Below are 15,101 nucleotides of genomic sequence, written 5' to 3' on the forward strand. Positions count from 1 at the left end.
GACTCGGCGGGCGTCGACAGGTTGGTCGCCCTCACCCTGCCGGCGCTGCGGCTCCGGCCTCGTCCGCCACCCACGCAGGGCCCACTGCAACATCGGTGATGCAGATCGATCCGCCGTCACTCACGCGCGCCGCCACGTCCCCCGCTTCTGGGCCGATGACGAAGAACGCCTGACCGAGACCTGCCGGAAGCTCGACCGTGTGGGTTCGCTCTGCCAAGGACACGTCAAGGGTTGCCGGGACACCCGAGTAGTACCCCATCCGCAGGATCCGTGGCGCGACGGGCTCTTCGTCGATGGCCCACAGGTCTTCGTACAGCCGGCCGACGGACCAGCCGCAGCCCTCCTGCGGGCCTGTCTCGGACGGGCTGCCGGGGAACAGGTCCATTCTCTTCAGCTGGGCCAACCCGTCGAAGAGATACATGTCCGTCGCGGGTCGGTCGAACACGACGTCCGCACCGATCGCATTCATCATCCCCTGGAGATCTGCGCGCGCCGACACCTCGAACGGCGGCGCTGTGTTGATCACGGACCGCCGAGGGTCCTCCTTCATCTGGCGTGCGACACCCAACGCGTAGTTGGCCGCGTAGTCGTGCTGCACCACCGGGGCCATGCGGACCGTGGTGACGAGACAACTGACGATCAGCACGGCCACTGCATTCATCGTCATGCGGAGAGACATCCGACTGCGCAGCCATTGCGCGGCCTTGCGCTCGTCCGGCGCCGGCTCCCACAGCCCCCGAAATGCTGCCAGCACCGCGATCGTCATGACAGGGAGAGCATCGGCAACGTATCGGGGATCCCGCAGCAGGATCCCGATCCAATCCGCCCTGCCGAGCCCGAGGAGCGCGAGGTCGGCGACGAGGTAGCCGACCAGGAGGAACCATCCCTGGAGTGCCCGCCGCCCGGTGACCATGAAGCTCGCGACGACGATGCCCAGGAATGCGAGAGAGAAGATCATCGCCGGGTATGTCTCGGTGTACGGGAAGATGGTGCTCTCCGCGCCGGTGCTGTGCCACGGGCCCCCGAACAGCCCGGGCACGAACATGCGGAACAGCGTCTCGCCGAACATCGGGCCGACCTCGACGCCCTCTCTCGCGGTCGAGTCCAAGCCGCCGTCGACGACATTGAGGTAGACCACGATGTAGGCAGTGAGGACGCCCACCAGGCCGACCCACATGCCCGCGGTCCGCCGCAGACCTCGCAGGCGCTCGCGCCATGGCTGCGGGTCCGCAACGACGAGCAGGTGTACTGCCAGGGCGAGCGGGAGGATCAGTCCGGCCTTCTGCCACATCAGGAGACCGACGGCGAATGCTGCGACAGAGCCAGTCGCCCACGCCCTCGAGCCCGTCTTGTGAGCCTTGGCGCTCGCGATGAGGACCAAGGCTGTGGCTATCTGCAGCGGGAGCGCCTGCATCGCAGCCGACAACCAGCTCGACCACCCCACCGCAAGCGGAGTGAAGAGGTACACGGTCCACGGCAGCAGGATGAACGGGGATGGGCCGAAGAGCGTCCGGAGCAGGATGAAGAGCAGCACGGACGCCACCGCCTGCATGATCACGATGGCGAAGGCGGCAGGAGCGAACGTCTGGTCAATCGTGTGGGACATGACCCACAGGAGGAAGTACTGCCCCACCTCGAAGTGACCACCGTAATCCCGCACGAGGTACTCGCTCGTCAGGCCGCTGCGCCTTGCGAGGTCGAGGTGGGCGAAGTCGTCCTGGAAGTAGTAGGACCCGCTGACGACCCATCCGCGCACCACGGCCTGCAGCAGGACCAGAGCGGCTGCGATCACCGTGACCGGCTCGAGCTGCGAGGGCAGATGAACCCCAGAGCGCGATCGCGCCTGGGACCCGCCACGCATGGCCGGCTCGAGGTCAGGTCTGTCCTGCTGGGTCGTCACGCCGCACAGAGTACGGCGCGGACGCGGTCAGGTTCGCCGATGGTCGGAAGCATCACGTCCCGTCGCTCGATGTGAACACCCGGCCGCACACGGCTCCCACCGCCAGCGCCACGACGACGTCGGAGCCTACCGGTGGGACGACCACCGCGGACGTCGACAGCGCGATCGCCCCCGAGAACGCGAACGCTCCGAGGCAGGCGGCCCCGAGCCGGACGTCGACGAGGCCGGCGTCCGGGCGCCGGCTGGAGATCCACCCACCGAGCGCTCCGAGGGCCAGCGGGAGCGACACGAGCGCGAGGACGACCAGCGCAGGTGCCTGCGACCACGACCGGAGGTCGCGCCAACCGGGAGTCGGGCGATCGGTGTGCGTGCCCGTGCTGGCGTCCTGGGCGGCAGGCTCCCCGGCGGCAGGGTCCTCGCCGCGGAGGCGCCCCACGCGCCCCACGACCAGGCCGACGGCTAGCAGGAGCAGCAGCGCGACGACACCGAGCCCTCCCAGGAGGGCCACCCGGAACGGCACCTGGGGGGCGTAGTCCAGCGAGACGACGCCCCGCGTCCCCGCGGGGACCACGAAGCCCTGCCGCCAGCCGTCGAGGACGACCGGCGCCAGGTCGGTCCCGTCGATGCTCGCCGTCCAGCCCCGGTTGAAGCTCTCGGCCACCCCGAGCACGGACTCCGCGGGTGAGGAGACCTCGACCTCGCGATGGGTGGACGACCACGACCGTACGCTCGGTCGCACCGCGGCGGCCGTCTCCGGCGGGTCCGGTGCGAGCACCAGGCTCGAGGTGACGAAGCCCTCGGGGTTCGTGACGCGGACGCGGTGCTCCCCCGGCGTGAGGGCGACCGACCGCTTGCCGCACGGGATGACGGCGAGGTTGCGCCCGGACCGGACGTCGCCGAGGGTGCCGCTGATGCGCGTCTGGACGGTGCGCCCAGCCACCTCGACGCTCGGACCGAACCCGCACGCCGTACCGGTCGGGGTGCCCGGGTCGGGGCGGTGCAGCAGGTCCTCGATCCCGGCGACGTCGAGCTCGGAGATCCCGACCCCGTCGAGACCGGCCTGGCCGTACGCCGTCACCCGCAGGCGATTGGTTCGGACCGGTTGCATGACCCCCGCCTGGGCTCCCCGGGTCGCCACGAGCTGCGGCTCGCCCGTGCCGGGGCCGCCCTCGACGACGACGTACTCGGGCAGGTCGCCCGGAAGGTCGGGCGAGCCGCTGACATCGATCCGCGACACGGTGCGACGCGGGCCCCAGGTGAGCTGGAGCGCCGCGCCGGGGTCACCCGGAGCCGACGTCCAGCCGGTCTCCGGCCTCCCGTCGAGCGCGCCGGCCGCGCCCACCGCAGGATCGCCGCCGTAGGTCGACGTGGCGACCACGTCCACCTGGTCCTCGGCCAGCGGCGCGAAGAGACCGGCGAGCAGGGGACCGTGGGTCGCGAGGGCGTGCCCCTTGACCGTCCACTCGCCGCTCTCCTCGACCGTGATCGTGCGGTCGAAGCCCGGCGTCTCGGACGTCTCGCGCTGCCAGGCGAGCTCGCACCCGACCACGCTGTCGTCCGGACCCACGGCGCACGCGCGGCGCGGGATCTCGCTGCTCAGGAACACCGCGGTGTCCGACGACACGGCCCCCGGCACGACCAGGGACCGGCTGACGTCGCGACCGGCGATGCGTACGTCGGACAGCCGCACCTGGCCGCGGTCGACCCCCGCGCCCAGCACGGTGACGCGCAGGGTGCTGGCGGCGTCGTCGTCGACGCGCACGGCGGGGACCGCACCGTTGGGCTCCACCTCGGCCACCGTCGACCGGTCCTCGGTGGAGATCCGCACCGACGTCACCGGCGCGCCGGAGAAGGTGTCGAACGCCAAGGACACCTCGCGCACCGGGGTCGGGCGATCGAACGTCGCCTCGATCCACTGGCCCTGCGGCCGCGACAGCGGCGCGCTGCCCCAGGCGGTGTAGATCGAGCGGTCGAAGGCCGACCAGGGATGCTGCTCGGGACGCACCGGGCCGAGGATGTCGGCGTACCCCGCGGAGGTCGACGCGGAGATCCGAGCGACGCCGTCGTACGCCGCCGTCGTCCTGCTCGCGGGCATCGCGTCGTCGCTGTGGTCGTGCGCGAGCCGGTCGACGCGGTACGCCTCGCCGGCGGTCATCACGCCCGACCGGGCGTCGTGGACCCGCCCGAAGCTGCGCTCGACGCGACGCAGGCTGTCGGTGACGACGTCGGGAGCCTCGTCCCCGACGGCCAGCACGGCGGCCTGGTCCTCCCGCACGAGTCCGGCGGCGCGCAGGTCGGGCACGATCTCGGGGGCGCCGTCGACCACCACCCGGTCGTCCCAGGCCTGCAGCTCGACGCGCGGCTCGTCGTCGTGTCGCAGCTCGAAGACCTCGATGGCGGCCGGACCGCCGGCCGTGCTGCCGAAGGACGCCGCGAGGCGGGCACCGGGCACGTTGGCGATCGCGGCGTGCACCAGTTGCGGATCGGGTGCGTCGACCTCCTCGGGGTCGAGGTCGTTGCGCACGACGACGTGCGTGACGCCGAGCTCCTCGAGCGCGGCCGCGAGGTGCTTGAGGGGCCGGGGATCCGCCACCGACTGCTCGACCGAGTCGAGGAGCCGCAGCGTGCCGGCCGGGGCCACGGTGACCTGCGCCCGTGCCATCCACGGCGACGGGTCGAGCACCTGGATCGGCTCGTCGATGGTCCGTCCCCACGTCTGCACGGCGAACCCGGCGCCGGGGAGCACGATCGTCCGGGTCGGACCCGACTGCTCGGCGAGGTAGGCGACCGCCTCGCGCCAGGGCGCCGCGATGTCGTCGAAGCCCCCCTTGGTCCGCAGCGAGCCCGCGGCGGCCGGACCGGCTGCGGCCAGGACCAGGAGGGTCACCACGCCCAGCACGAGCGGTCGCACCGGGACCGGAGCGGCCCCGGTGGTGCGGCGCCAGGTGTGCGGCACGGCCGAGGTGACGAGCGCAGCCAGGCCGAGGCTCAGCGGCAGCCGCACGACGGGGTCGAACTTGTGGATGTTGCGCAGCGGCGCCAGCGTCGTGTCGAGAGCGTGGAGCCAGGTGTCCGCGAGCACCGACCCGGCCCACCCGCCGCTGCCCGCCGTGAGCACGCCGAGGCCGACGAGGACCGACACGGCCAGCACGCGCCGCTGCCACAGGTCCCGCTGCAGCAGGCCGACCAGGCCGACGCCGGCGACCAGGACGGTCGGCACCAGCAGCCAGCGGGACGACGCCAGCTCGTAGCCGCCCTCCCACCCGATCTGCCCGCCCCCGGGGAAGAAGGCCACCCAGTGGCTGGTCCCGCGCAGGGAGGAGAGCCAGCCGGTCGCCCCGGCGGTGTTGTTGGCGGACTCGATGAAGTCGAGGAAGGGGGGCGCGTACGAGCCGAGCAGCAGGAGCGGCACGACCCACCAAACGCTCGCGAGCCCGACCAGGGAACCCCACGCGACGAGGTGGGTGGCGCGCTGGCGCAGCGACCTCCCCGACGCGAGGAGCAGCAGCAGCGCCGGGAGCACCAGGCACGCCACGACGAGGGTCGCGTTCTGCCCGCCCATGACCGGCACCGTGGCGGCCGAGAGGACGAAGGCCACCCAGCCGCGCAGGCGACCGCGCAGGAACAGCACCATCGGCAGCACCGTCCACGGCAGCACCGCCGCGGGGAGGGTCTCTCCGCTGAGTCCGCCGACGGTCGTCAGCACACGCGGGGAGAGCATGTAGGTGAGGCCGGCGAGCACGGCGCCGACCTGCCCGATCCCGGGCCAGCTGGCCGCCAGCCGGCGGGCGCCCTCGTACGCGAGCAGCATCACCAGCGCCGACCACAGGCGCTGCCACACCCACATCGGTGCGCCCAGCACCTCGCCGAGCAGGAACGCCGGTCCCATGGGGAACAGGTAGCCCGATGCCTGGTTCTGCAACCCACCGAGGGCCCAGTCGGCGTTCCACAGGTCCGCACTGCGCACGAGCAGATCGGCAGGGTTGAGCTGGAGGTCGAGCTTGGTGTCGAAGGTGATGCGCCCCGGCTGCTGCACGAGGTTGAGCACGAGGACCGCCACGACGACCGCGAGGTGAACGCCCCACGACCACGGGGAGTGGCGCGGAGGCCATCGGCGGACCGACGCGCTGGAGCCGTCGGTCACTGGGACTGCCTTCCGTGCTGATCCGTCCGGGCGGCGCAGAGTCTATATTCTGCGTCCGTACCGCGACCCAGCCGCGCCGTCCGACGCCCGAGGGACCTCACATGACCACTTGCCGACCCGCCGAGTTCGCCGCGACGTGGACCGTCGCATCGACGATCCCCGGGTGGCTGACGGAGGCTCAGGCGCGGCTGCTGTTCGACACCGCGCACGAGCTGTCCGAGCGTCCGCTGATCGTCGAGATCGGCAGCCACCAGGGCAAGTCCACGGTGGTGCTGGCCTCCGCGGCGCGCGCCATGGGCGGAAGGGTGGTGGCCGTCGACCCGTTCGTCGACGGCCGGCTCTTCGGCGGTGCGTCCACGCGCACCAAGTTCGAGGGCAACGTGGCTGCGGCCGACCTCGACGGCGTCGTCGAGCTGCTCCCCGACTACAGCACCCGCGCCCGTACGACGTGGGCGCGCGACATCGACTACCTCTACATCGACGGCAAGCACGACTACTGGACGCTGAGCGACGACCTGAAGTGGGCGCGCCACCTGCCGTCCGGCGCCCCGATCCTCGTGCACGACTGCTACTCCTCCATCGGTGTCACCCTCGGGGTCCTGGTCAAGGTCCTGCCCTCGCGGACGATCCGCTACGAGCGCCGCGCCGGGTCGCTGGCCCTCTTCCGGGTCGGCCGTCCGACCCTGCAGGACCGCCTCCGGATCCTGCGCGAGGTCCCGTGGTGGCTGCGCAACGTCGCCGTGAAGGTGCTGCTGCGGCTCCGGCTGCGCGCCGTCGCGGCCCGCGTGTTCGGCCACGAGGGCCCCTACGACCCCTTCTGAGGCCCGTCGAGGCGGTAGATCCTCCGCTCGAGCATCTCCCCCGGCCGTGCGTGCTCGGCCTTGACGACCCGGTCGAACGGGATGCGCTGGTCGCGGCGCCTCTGGCGCGTACGCCACGTCCACGCCGCCGTGAGCGCCTGCACCGCGACGGCCTCCCAGCCGCGCTGGTGGCCCGGGGCCCGCATGGCACGGTCGTAGAAGTCCGGGTCGAGCTCCCCCTCGGTCCGCAGGTCGACCGATCCGGTCCAGTGGTACTGGATGACGCGGTGCTCGAAGCGCCGGTTCAGCACGGCGTCCAGCTCGTCGCGCACGCCGGCCCGATCGATGTAGTCCTGGATCTCGGCGTCGAAGAAGGGTGCCTGCTTGGCGGTCAGCACGAGGGTCGGGCTGCCGTCGCCCTCCTCCAGCCGGCACCACCACACGTGGCTCGGGAAGTCCACGATCTTGGCGCTCGCGGCCTCGGGCACCTCGATGTAGCCCGCCCGCGCGACGCGCGTCAGCTCGGCCGCGACGGCGACCGGGTCGGCGACGTGCTCGAGCAGGTTGGAGCAGATGGCGTAGTCGAACGCGCCGTCGCGGAACGGCATGTCGGCGGCGTCGGCGTCGAACAGCGGCCGGCTCACCCGGGCCGCCGCCCGTCCGGACCGCTGGGCGGCGTGCTCGGCCCCGGTGTAGCGGTCCAGCAGCACGTCGGCACGCCACGACGGCTTGTCGCCGCTGCCCACGTCGAGCACGAGCGCGTCGTCGTCGACCGGCACGGCGATGCGTCGCTGGTGGAAGACGCGGAGCGCGTCGAGGGCTGCCATGGTCGAGGAGTATGGCAGGGGCGACGCCCACATCCGCGGAGCACGGGACGCAAACCGAACTGGCGGGTAACCTGACCCCCATGCAGGGAGCGAACCCCGCGTCCCTCGAGGGACGCCACGTCGTGCTGTTCAACTGGCGCGACACCCAGAACCCCGAGGGCGGCGGGTCGGAGCGCTACGTCGAGGCGATGGCCCGCGGCCTCGTCGAGCGCGGTGCACGCGCCACGATCTTCTGCGCCGCGCACGACAGCGCACCCGCCGACGAGGTGGTCGACGGCGTGCGGTTCGTCCGTCGCGGCGACCACCTCGCGATCTACCTCATCGGGGCCCTGCGCCTGCTGCTGCGCCGCTTCGGCAAGGTCGACCTCGTGGTCGACGTGCAGAACGGCCTCCCCTTCTTCACCCGGTTCGCCACCCGCGCCCCCGTGGTCGTCCTGGTCCACCACGTGCACCGCGAGCAGTGGCCGGTGGTCTTCCCCGGCCTCCTCGGCCGCGTCGGGTGGTGGATCGAGCGCGTCGTGGCTCCGCGCGTCTACCGCCGGTCCCAGTACGTCGCGGTGTCCCGCGCGACGCGCACCGAGCTCATCGCCCTCGGCATCGACCGCGGACGCATCGCCGTCGTCCACAACGGCACCGCCCCGCCGCCGCTGACCGAGGCCACCCGCAGCCCCGCGCCCACCCTGTGCGTGCTCGGCCGGCTGGTGCCGCACAAGCAGGTCGAGCACGCCATCGACGCCATCATCGCGGTCCGCGCCGAGCACCCCGGCGCGTCGCTGGTCGTCGTCGGCAACGGCTGGTGGGAGGAGTCGCTGCGCGCGTACGTCGCCGAGCGGGGTGCTGGCGACGCCGTCACCTTCACCGGTCACGTCAGCGAGCAGGAGAAGCACGAGATCCTCGCGCGGTCCTGGCTCATGGTGCTGCCCTCGCTGAAGGAGGGCTGGGGCATCGTCATCGGCGAGGCCGGCAGCCACGGCGTGCCCACCGTGGCCTACGCCTCGGCGGGCGGCACCCGGGAGTCGATCGCGGACGGCACGTCGGGGCTGCTCGTGGACACGCCGGACGAGCTCGTCGAGACCGTACGCCGCCTCGTGGCCGACGACGCCGAGCGTCGTCGGCTCGGCAAGGGCGCCCGGGAGATGTCGCACACGTTCTCGTGGTCGCACTCGCAGGAGTCGTTCGCGCACGTCCTCGGGGACGTGCTCGACGGACGTCGCGTCGCGGTCGAGGACCCCGACGGCCCCTGACGGCTCGACGCGACGGGCTCGACGGGCTCGACCGGCCGGCCGGTCGCGCACGCAAGAACACCGCCGCACCTGACGGTGTCGGCGGTGTCTGCGTCACCGGTCTCGCGGCCCGGAGGCCCTGCGGGACGCGGTCGGGAGGCTACTCGGCCTGGTTGGTGCCGTAGTCCATGACGTTCTGCTCCGGCTGCTTCGGCTCGGCGCTGACCGTGTTCACGACGCCGAACGTCGTGAAGAACGCCAGCAGGGCAGCGACGATCATGGCGATCAGTCCTGCAAGGAACGGGTTCACGTCTTCAGTCTCCACTTCGCTAGGCCGGGAGAACCGTAGCACCTCCTCAGTCGCTCCGGCGCAATTGTCGACGACTCGTCACTCGCGTTCCTACTGATCGGTACAGCGCGGTCAGGAGGGTGAGCGCCGCCAGCCCCCAGGCGAGCGCGAGGAGCGCGCGGGCCGGCGCGGTGTCGGCCGGTCCCGGGGTGACGTGCCCGGTCGGCGTGGCGAGCTGCCACGCGGTGAGCAGGGTGCCCCGGTGCAGCACCTCGGCGCTGCCGAGCTCCACGGAGCCGCCGTAGCCGGGTGCGTCCACCTCCTGCGCCGCGAGGGCGGCGGCCGCCTCGCGGTCCAGCACGACCCACCCGATCCCCTCTCCGGCCAGGGCCTGCTCGAGGGCGGGGCCCTCCAGCGTGGCGAGGTGGTGACCCACGCGGGCTGCCCGCTGGTCCTCGCCCGCGATCTCCTCCCCCGAGACGACGAGCGTGTCGCTGGCGAGGTAGTCCGCCGGCAGGTAGCGGCCGAGCGGGTCGAGCGTCCGCCTGCCGTCGTTCCACCCCGGCTGCCGGTAGGACGTGAACGGCAGCAGCAGGACGTCGCCCGGGTGGCCGGCCTGCCGGTCACGCTCGACCGCCTGCCGCACCGTGGCGTACTCCTCGGGGAAGTCGACGGCCTCCAGCCGGCCGGACACCCCGCGTGCCGCGTCCGGCATCGTCATCACCGGCACCAGGACGAGGAACGTCCCCACGCCCAGGCCGACGGCGCGGACGGGCACCGCCGCGGCGAGTCGCGCCGCACCCAGGCCGAACAGCAGCGCCTGCAGGGGCGCGACAAGCGCGACGAACCGCGTGCCGTCACGCAGCAGCCCGGCGCCGGGCACGTGCCCGACCAGCCACGCCACCGCGTCGGGCGCCACTCGTCCGGCGAGGGCGACCACGAGACCGACCACGGCGACCGCGACCAGCGCGTGGCGCTCCGCCCGAGGCGTACGACGGCGCCAGGTCGTCAGCCCGGCGACGCACACCGCCAGCACGAGCACGAGGGCGGCGAGGCCCACCACGGTCGTGCGCGAGGCCGGGACCACCTCGGCGTTCCAGATGCCGCCGAGGCCCAGCACCGCCAGCCAGGGCGGCATCACGCCCTCCCCCTGCGCGGCGAACAGCGCCACGGCAGCCGGGTCGCTCACCGTCGCCGACCCGTGGACGGCGCCGGCCACGATCCACGGCGCGTTCACCGCGAGGACCGCGCCGGTGGCGACGAGCAGCGGCCGGCGCACGCCTCGTGCCGAGGCCGCCACCGCGGCCACGACCATCACACCGGCGACGATCCCGCCGACGGGGCTCAGGCTCGCGAGGACGACCCAGAGGACCAGCTGCGGCAGCGCGCGCTCGCCCGCGGCCAGGCGCCTGGCGCACAGGAAGATCCACGGCAGGCTGGCGTAGGTGAGGAGGAGCGGCCAGTGGCCGATCCCCAGCCGTTCGGCCACGAACGGGTTCCACACGTAGAGGGTGGCCGCGGCGAGCGGGCCGACGAGGCCCGTGCCGGGGACGAGACGGGCGGCCCCGGCCCCGGCCACGACGAGGGCGCCGAGCAGGGCCACCTTCTGCAGGAGCATGCCCGGGACGACCTCGTCCAGCAGCGCGACCACCAGGTCGGAGGGCACCGCGCGCGGCAGGCTCGACCCGGTGCCCCAGAAGTCGCCCCGCACCGCCAGGTCGGGCACCCAGACCATGTCGTACGACAGGACGTACCCGGGGCCGAGCGCGCCGCCCAGCACCAGGACGGCGAGCACCGCGGACCAGAGGGCGGGGGCGGCGCGCAGGCCCGCTGCACCGATCCGTCCTCGCACGAGAGGACAGCCTAGGATGCCGCGGGTGACCGCCACGAGAAGCGCGCGCGCCCGGCGCTCCTTCGACGGCAGCGCCGTCGCCGTCGCCACCAGCGTGATGAACGTGGCGACCTACGGCTTCACCATCGTCGCGGCCCGGGTCATCGGTCCCAGCGAGTACGGCGCGTTCGCGGCCTGCCTCAGCTTCCTCCTCGTCGTGCAGGTGGGCGCGCTCGGGCTCCAGGCGACCGCGGCGCGGCGCATCGCGCTCGACCGGGGCCACGTCGCCGCCATCGAGAAGGCGATCCTGACCCTCACTGCGAGGGTCTCGCTCGTCGTCGGGCTGGTCATGCTGGCGCTGGTCCCCCTGATCAACCGGCTGCTCAACCTCGACGACTTCGTCACCGCGACCATCGTCGCGCTCACGGTGGTCCCGCTGACCCTGGCGGGCGGCCAGGCGGGGGTGCTCCAGGGCGAGCGCCGGTGGCGGGCGCTCGCGGTGTTCTACGTCGCCGGGGGCATCCCGAGGCTCGTCATCGGCACGGCGCTCATCCTGTGGCGACCCGACGCGACCACCGCGCTGCTCGGCGTCGGCATCGGCTTCCTCTTCCCCGTGGCCGTGGGCGCGTGGTTCCTGCGGCACCGACGTACGCCCGAGCGGGTGCCCGGCGAGCACTCCGCGCGCGCGATGCTCCTCGAGAGCGCCCACAACGCCCAGGTCCTCCTCGCGTTCTTCGCGCTCTCGAGCGCGGACATCGTCATGGCCCGGCACGTGCTGACCGAGCACGACGCCGGCCTCTACGCGGCCGGCCTGATCATGACCAAGGTGATGCTGTTCCTGCCGCAGTTCATCGTGGTGATCGCCTTCCCCGACATGGCCACCCCCGAGAACCGCAGGCGCGCGCTGCGCCTCAGCCTGCTCGCTGTCGCCGGGCTCGGGCTCCTGGCCGTGGTCGCTGCCCGGGTGCTGTCGGGCGTCGCGATGGTCTTCGTCGGCGGCGCGGAGTTCGGCGAGGTGGAGGACCTGCTGTGGGTGTTCGCCGTCCTCGGCACCGTCCTGGCGATGCTGCAGCTCCAGGTGTACGCGGTGCTGGCCCGTCAGGGACGCCGCACGGTGCTGCTGGTCTGGGCAGCGCTCGCCGCGGCCGTCGTGCTCGGGCTGCGTACGGACTCGGTCATCGCCCTGGTGGCGGTCGTCGCCACCGTCGACGCCGTCCTGCTCGTGGCGCTCACCCTCCTGAGCCTCCGGTCCACCCCGGTCGCTCCCGCGTCGCCGGAGCACGCGCCGCTGCCGACCTGACGGCCGGCGCGCCGTCGCCGGCGCAGGCCCGGTCGGCGTACGTGCTCAGTGCGCGGCGTCGTGCCAGCTGCGCCCGGTGCCGATCGACACGTCGAGGGGCACCGCCAGGTCGGCGGCGCCGCCCATCTCCGCACGCACCAGTGCGGCGAGCGCCTCGCCCTCACCCGGCGCCACCTCGAACACGAGCTCGTCGTGGACCTGGAGCAACATCCGCGAGTGCAGGCCCTGCTCGGCCAGGGCGCGCTCGACGCCCAGCATGGCGACCTTGACCAGATCGGCCGCGGAGCCCTGGATGGGGGCGTTGAGCGCCATCCGCTCGGCCGTCTCGCGACGCTGGCGGTTGTCGCTGGTGAGGTCGGGCAGGTAGCGGCGCCGCCCCAGGATGGTCTCGGTGAACCCCGAGCGGCGTGCCTCGTCGACGATGCCGCCGAGGTAGTCGCGCACCCCGCCGAAGGTCTCGAAGTACTCGTCCATCAGCCCCCGCGCCTCGGAGGTGTCGATGCGCAGCTGCTGCGAGAGCCCGAAGGCGGACAGGCCGTAGGCCAGGCCGTAGTTCATCGCCTTGATCTTGGCGCGCTGCTCGACGCTGACGTCGGCGGCGTCGACGCCGAACACCCGGGCGGCGGTGATCGAGTGGAAGTCCTGGCCCGAGCGGAACGCCTCGATGAGCAGGGCGTCCTCGGAGAGGTGGGCCATGATCCGCATCTCGACCTGGCTGTAGTCGGCGGTCATCAGCGACTCGCCGGCCTCGCCGACCACGAAGGCCTCGCGGATGCGGCGACCGGCCTCGGTGCGGATCGGGATGTTCTGCAGGTTGGGGTCGGTGCTCGAGAGGCGTCCGGTCGCGGCGATGATCTGGTTGTAGGTGGTGTGGATGCGACCGTCCGGGGCCACGGTCTTGAGCAGGCCCTCGACGGTCTGCCGCAGCCGGATCACGTCGCGGTGGCGCAGCAGGTGCTGGAGGAAGGGGTGCTCGGTCTTCTCGAAGAGCTGCTGCAGCGCGTCGGCGTCGGTGGTGTATCCGGTCTTGGTGCGCTTGGTCTTGGGCATGTCGAGCTCGTCGAACAGCACGACCTGCAGCTGCTTGGGCGAGCCGAGGTTGATCTCCTTGCCGATGACGTCGTAGGCGTCCTGGGCCGCCGCGCGGACCTGCTCGCCGAACTCGGACTCGAGCCCCTCGAGGTAGTCGGTGTCGACCGCGATACCGACCTGCTCCATCCGGACCAGGGTGCCGATGAGGGGCAGCTCGACCTCGCGCAGCAGCCGGGTCCCGCCGTGTTCCTCGACCGCGCCGTCGAGCGCGTCGGCCAGGTCGAGCACCGCGCGCGCGGTGAGCATCGCGGTGTCGCTCGCGGTGGTGTCGTCCATCGCGTCGAAGCTGAGCTGGTCGGCGTCGGCGGAGTCCTGGCGCAGCTCGCGCTTGAGGTAGCGCAGCGTCAGGTCGGCGAGGGCGTACGAGCGCTGGTCGGGCTGGACGATGTAGGCCGCGAGGGCGGTGTCGACCTCGAGCCCGGCGAGCGTCCACCCGCGCGCGGCCAGCGCCAGGCTGGGGCCGTTGGCGTCGTGCACGACCTTGGGACGCGACGCGTCGGCCAGCCAGGTCGCCACCGCTGCGTCGTCGTCGGGACCGAGGCCGGCGGCGTCGATCCACGCGGCCTGCCCCTCGCGCGTCGCGACGGCGATCGAGTGCACGTCGCCGGTGCCGGCACGCCACGTGCCCTGGACGGCGACGCCGACGCGCGTGCCCGCCGGGGCGTGCTCGTCCAGCCAGGCCGCCGCCTCGCCCGCGCCGAGTCGCCGGCCGTCGAGCTCGAACCCCGCTTCGGCCTCGGTGGCCTCGCCCGGGTCGGGGTCGATGGTGTCGAGCAACCGGGTGCGCAGCTCGCCGCGGAACTCCAGCTCGTCGAGGAGCTCGAGCCCGGCCGTACGGTCCCACGGCCGGCGGGCCAGTCCGTCGGGTCGTACGGGCAGGGTCAGGTCGCGGACCAGTGCGTTGAGCCGGCGGTTGCGGATGACGTCGCCGAGGTGGGCGCGCAGCGCCTCGCCCTTCTTGCCCGTGATCTCGTCGGCGCGGGCGATGACGTTGTCGAGACCGTCGAACTGGTTGATCCACTTCGCGGCGTAGCCCTGGCCCACGCCGGGCACACCGGCCAGGTTGTCGGAGGTCTCGCCGACGATGGCGGCGAGCTCGGGGTAGCGGTGGGGCGGGACGCCGTACTTCTCCTGGACGGCGGCCGGGGTGAGTCGCGCGAGGTCGCTGACGCCGCGCATGGGGTAGAGGACCGTGGAGGACTCGGTGACGAGCTGGATCGAGTCGCGGTCGCCGGTGAGGATCAAGACCTCCATGCCCTCGTCGAGCGCCTGGGTGACGAGGGTGGCGATGATGTCGTCGGCCTCGTAGCCCTCGAGCTCGAGGTGGGTGATCGACAGCGTGTCGAGCACGCGGCGGATCAGCGGCAGCTGGCTGCCGAACTCGTCGGGAGTCTTGTTGCGCTTGGCCTTGTAGTCGCTGTACTCCTCGAGGCGGAAGGTCTGACGCGACTTGTCGAAGGCGACGGCCACATGGGTGGGGGCCTCGTCGCGCAGCACGTTGACCAGCATCGAGGTGAAGCCGTAGACGGCGTTGGTGTGCTGTCCGGTGGCGGTCGCGAAGTTCTCCACAGGCAGGGCGAAGAACGCCCGGTAGGCCAACGAGTGGCCGTCCAGCAGCAGGAGGCGGGGGCGCGCGGTCTCGCTCGTCTCAGGCACCCGCCGACTCTATCCGCCGCCGCCGACAGCAGAATGGGC

At 72.6% G+C, this 15,101-nt stretch carries 9 protein-coding genes; 3 read left to right on the top strand and 6 right to left on the bottom strand.

The window, feature by feature from the left end:
- Positions 1-31: 31 nt before the first annotated feature.
- Together IE200_RS15120 and IE200_RS15125 are read right to left on the bottom strand one after the other, a co-directional pair.
- A complete protein-coding gene (locus IE200_RS15120; RefSeq protein WP_191280318.1) occupies positions 32-1,900 on the bottom strand; it encodes a hypothetical protein in 1,869 nt (622 codons plus the stop codon).
- Between the two features lie 52 nt (positions 1,901-1,952).
- Positions 1,953-6,044: an alpha-(1->3)-arabinofuranosyltransferase domain-containing protein gene (locus IE200_RS15125; RefSeq protein ID WP_191280319.1), complete on the bottom strand. Its 4,092-nt coding sequence runs from the start codon at positions 6,042-6,044 to the stop codon at positions 1,953-1,955.
- A 101-nt stretch (positions 6,045-6,145) separates the two neighbouring features.
- Here IE200_RS15125 and IE200_RS15130 point away from each other — a divergent pair, with 101 nt between their 5' ends.
- Positions 6,146-6,865, top strand: coding sequence for a class I SAM-dependent methyltransferase (locus IE200_RS15130; RefSeq protein ID WP_191280320.1), 720 nt, complete (start codon positions 6,146-6,148; stop codon positions 6,863-6,865).
- Here IE200_RS15130 and IE200_RS15135 read toward each other — a convergent pair.
- On the bottom strand, positions 6,850-7,671 hold the full coding sequence (locus IE200_RS15135) for a class I SAM-dependent methyltransferase (RefSeq protein WP_191280321.1): 822 nt from the start codon (positions 7,669-7,671) through the stop codon (positions 6,850-6,852). The two genes, IE200_RS15130 and IE200_RS15135, sit on opposite strands and share 16 nt — an antisense overlap.
- Before the next feature lie 80 nt (positions 7,672-7,751).
- On the opposite strand from IE200_RS15135, the gene IE200_RS15140 reads away from it, so the two are divergent.
- On the top strand, positions 7,752-8,915 hold the full coding sequence (locus IE200_RS15140) for a glycosyltransferase family 4 protein (RefSeq protein ID WP_191280322.1): 1,164 nt from the start codon (positions 7,752-7,754) through the stop codon (positions 8,913-8,915).
- 139 nt (positions 8,916-9,054) lie between these two features.
- Here IE200_RS15140 and IE200_RS15145 read toward each other — a convergent pair whose 3' ends face one another.
- On the bottom strand, positions 9,055-9,204 hold the full coding sequence (locus IE200_RS15145; RefSeq protein ID WP_191280323.1) for a hypothetical protein: 150 nt from the start codon (positions 9,202-9,204) through the stop codon (positions 9,055-9,057).
- Between the two features lie 46 nt (positions 9,205-9,250).
- Positions 9,251-11,035, bottom strand: coding sequence for a hypothetical protein (locus tag IE200_RS15150; protein WP_191280324.1), 1,785 nt, complete (start codon positions 11,033-11,035; stop codon positions 9,251-9,253).
- A gap of 16 nt (positions 11,036-11,051) precedes the next feature.
- Here IE200_RS15150 and IE200_RS15155 point away from each other — a divergent pair, with 16 nt between their 5' ends.
- The gene (locus IE200_RS15155) at positions 11,052-12,314 is read left to right on the top strand and encodes an oligosaccharide flippase family protein (RefSeq protein ID WP_191280325.1); all 1,263 of its coding nucleotides are present in this window, start codon (positions 11,052-11,054) and stop codon (positions 12,312-12,314) included.
- A 45-nt stretch (positions 12,315-12,359) separates the two neighbouring features.
- Here IE200_RS15155 and polA read toward each other — a convergent pair whose 3' ends face one another.
- Positions 12,360-15,062, bottom strand: a complete 2,703-nt coding sequence (polA, locus tag IE200_RS15160; protein WP_191280326.1) for a DNA polymerase I — start codon at positions 15,060-15,062, stop codon at positions 12,360-12,362.
- Positions 15,063-15,101: the final 39 nt, after the last annotated feature.

The sequence above is a fragment of the Nocardioides flavus (ex Wang et al. 2016) genome (genome assembly GCF_014653115.1).
Classification (GTDB): domain Bacteria; phylum Actinomycetota; class Actinomycetes; order Propionibacteriales; family Nocardioidaceae; genus Nocardioides; species Nocardioides flavus.

Coding starts and splice junctions, on each gene's coding strand:
- IE200_RS15155 (WP_191280325.1), top strand. CDS start 11,052: ATGCCGCGGGTGACCGCCACGAGAAGCGCGCGCGCCCGGCGCTCCTTC.
- IE200_RS15130 (WP_191280320.1), top strand. CDS start 6,146: ATGACCACTTGCCGACCCGCCGAGTTCGCCGCGACGTGGACCGTCGCA.
- IE200_RS15140 (WP_191280322.1), top strand. CDS start 7,752: ATGCAGGGAGCGAACCCCGCGTCCCTCGAGGGACGCCACGTCGTGCTG.
- IE200_RS15135 (WP_191280321.1), bottom strand. CDS start 7,671: ATGGCAGCCCTCGACGCGCTCCGCGTCTTCCACCAGCGACGCATCGCC.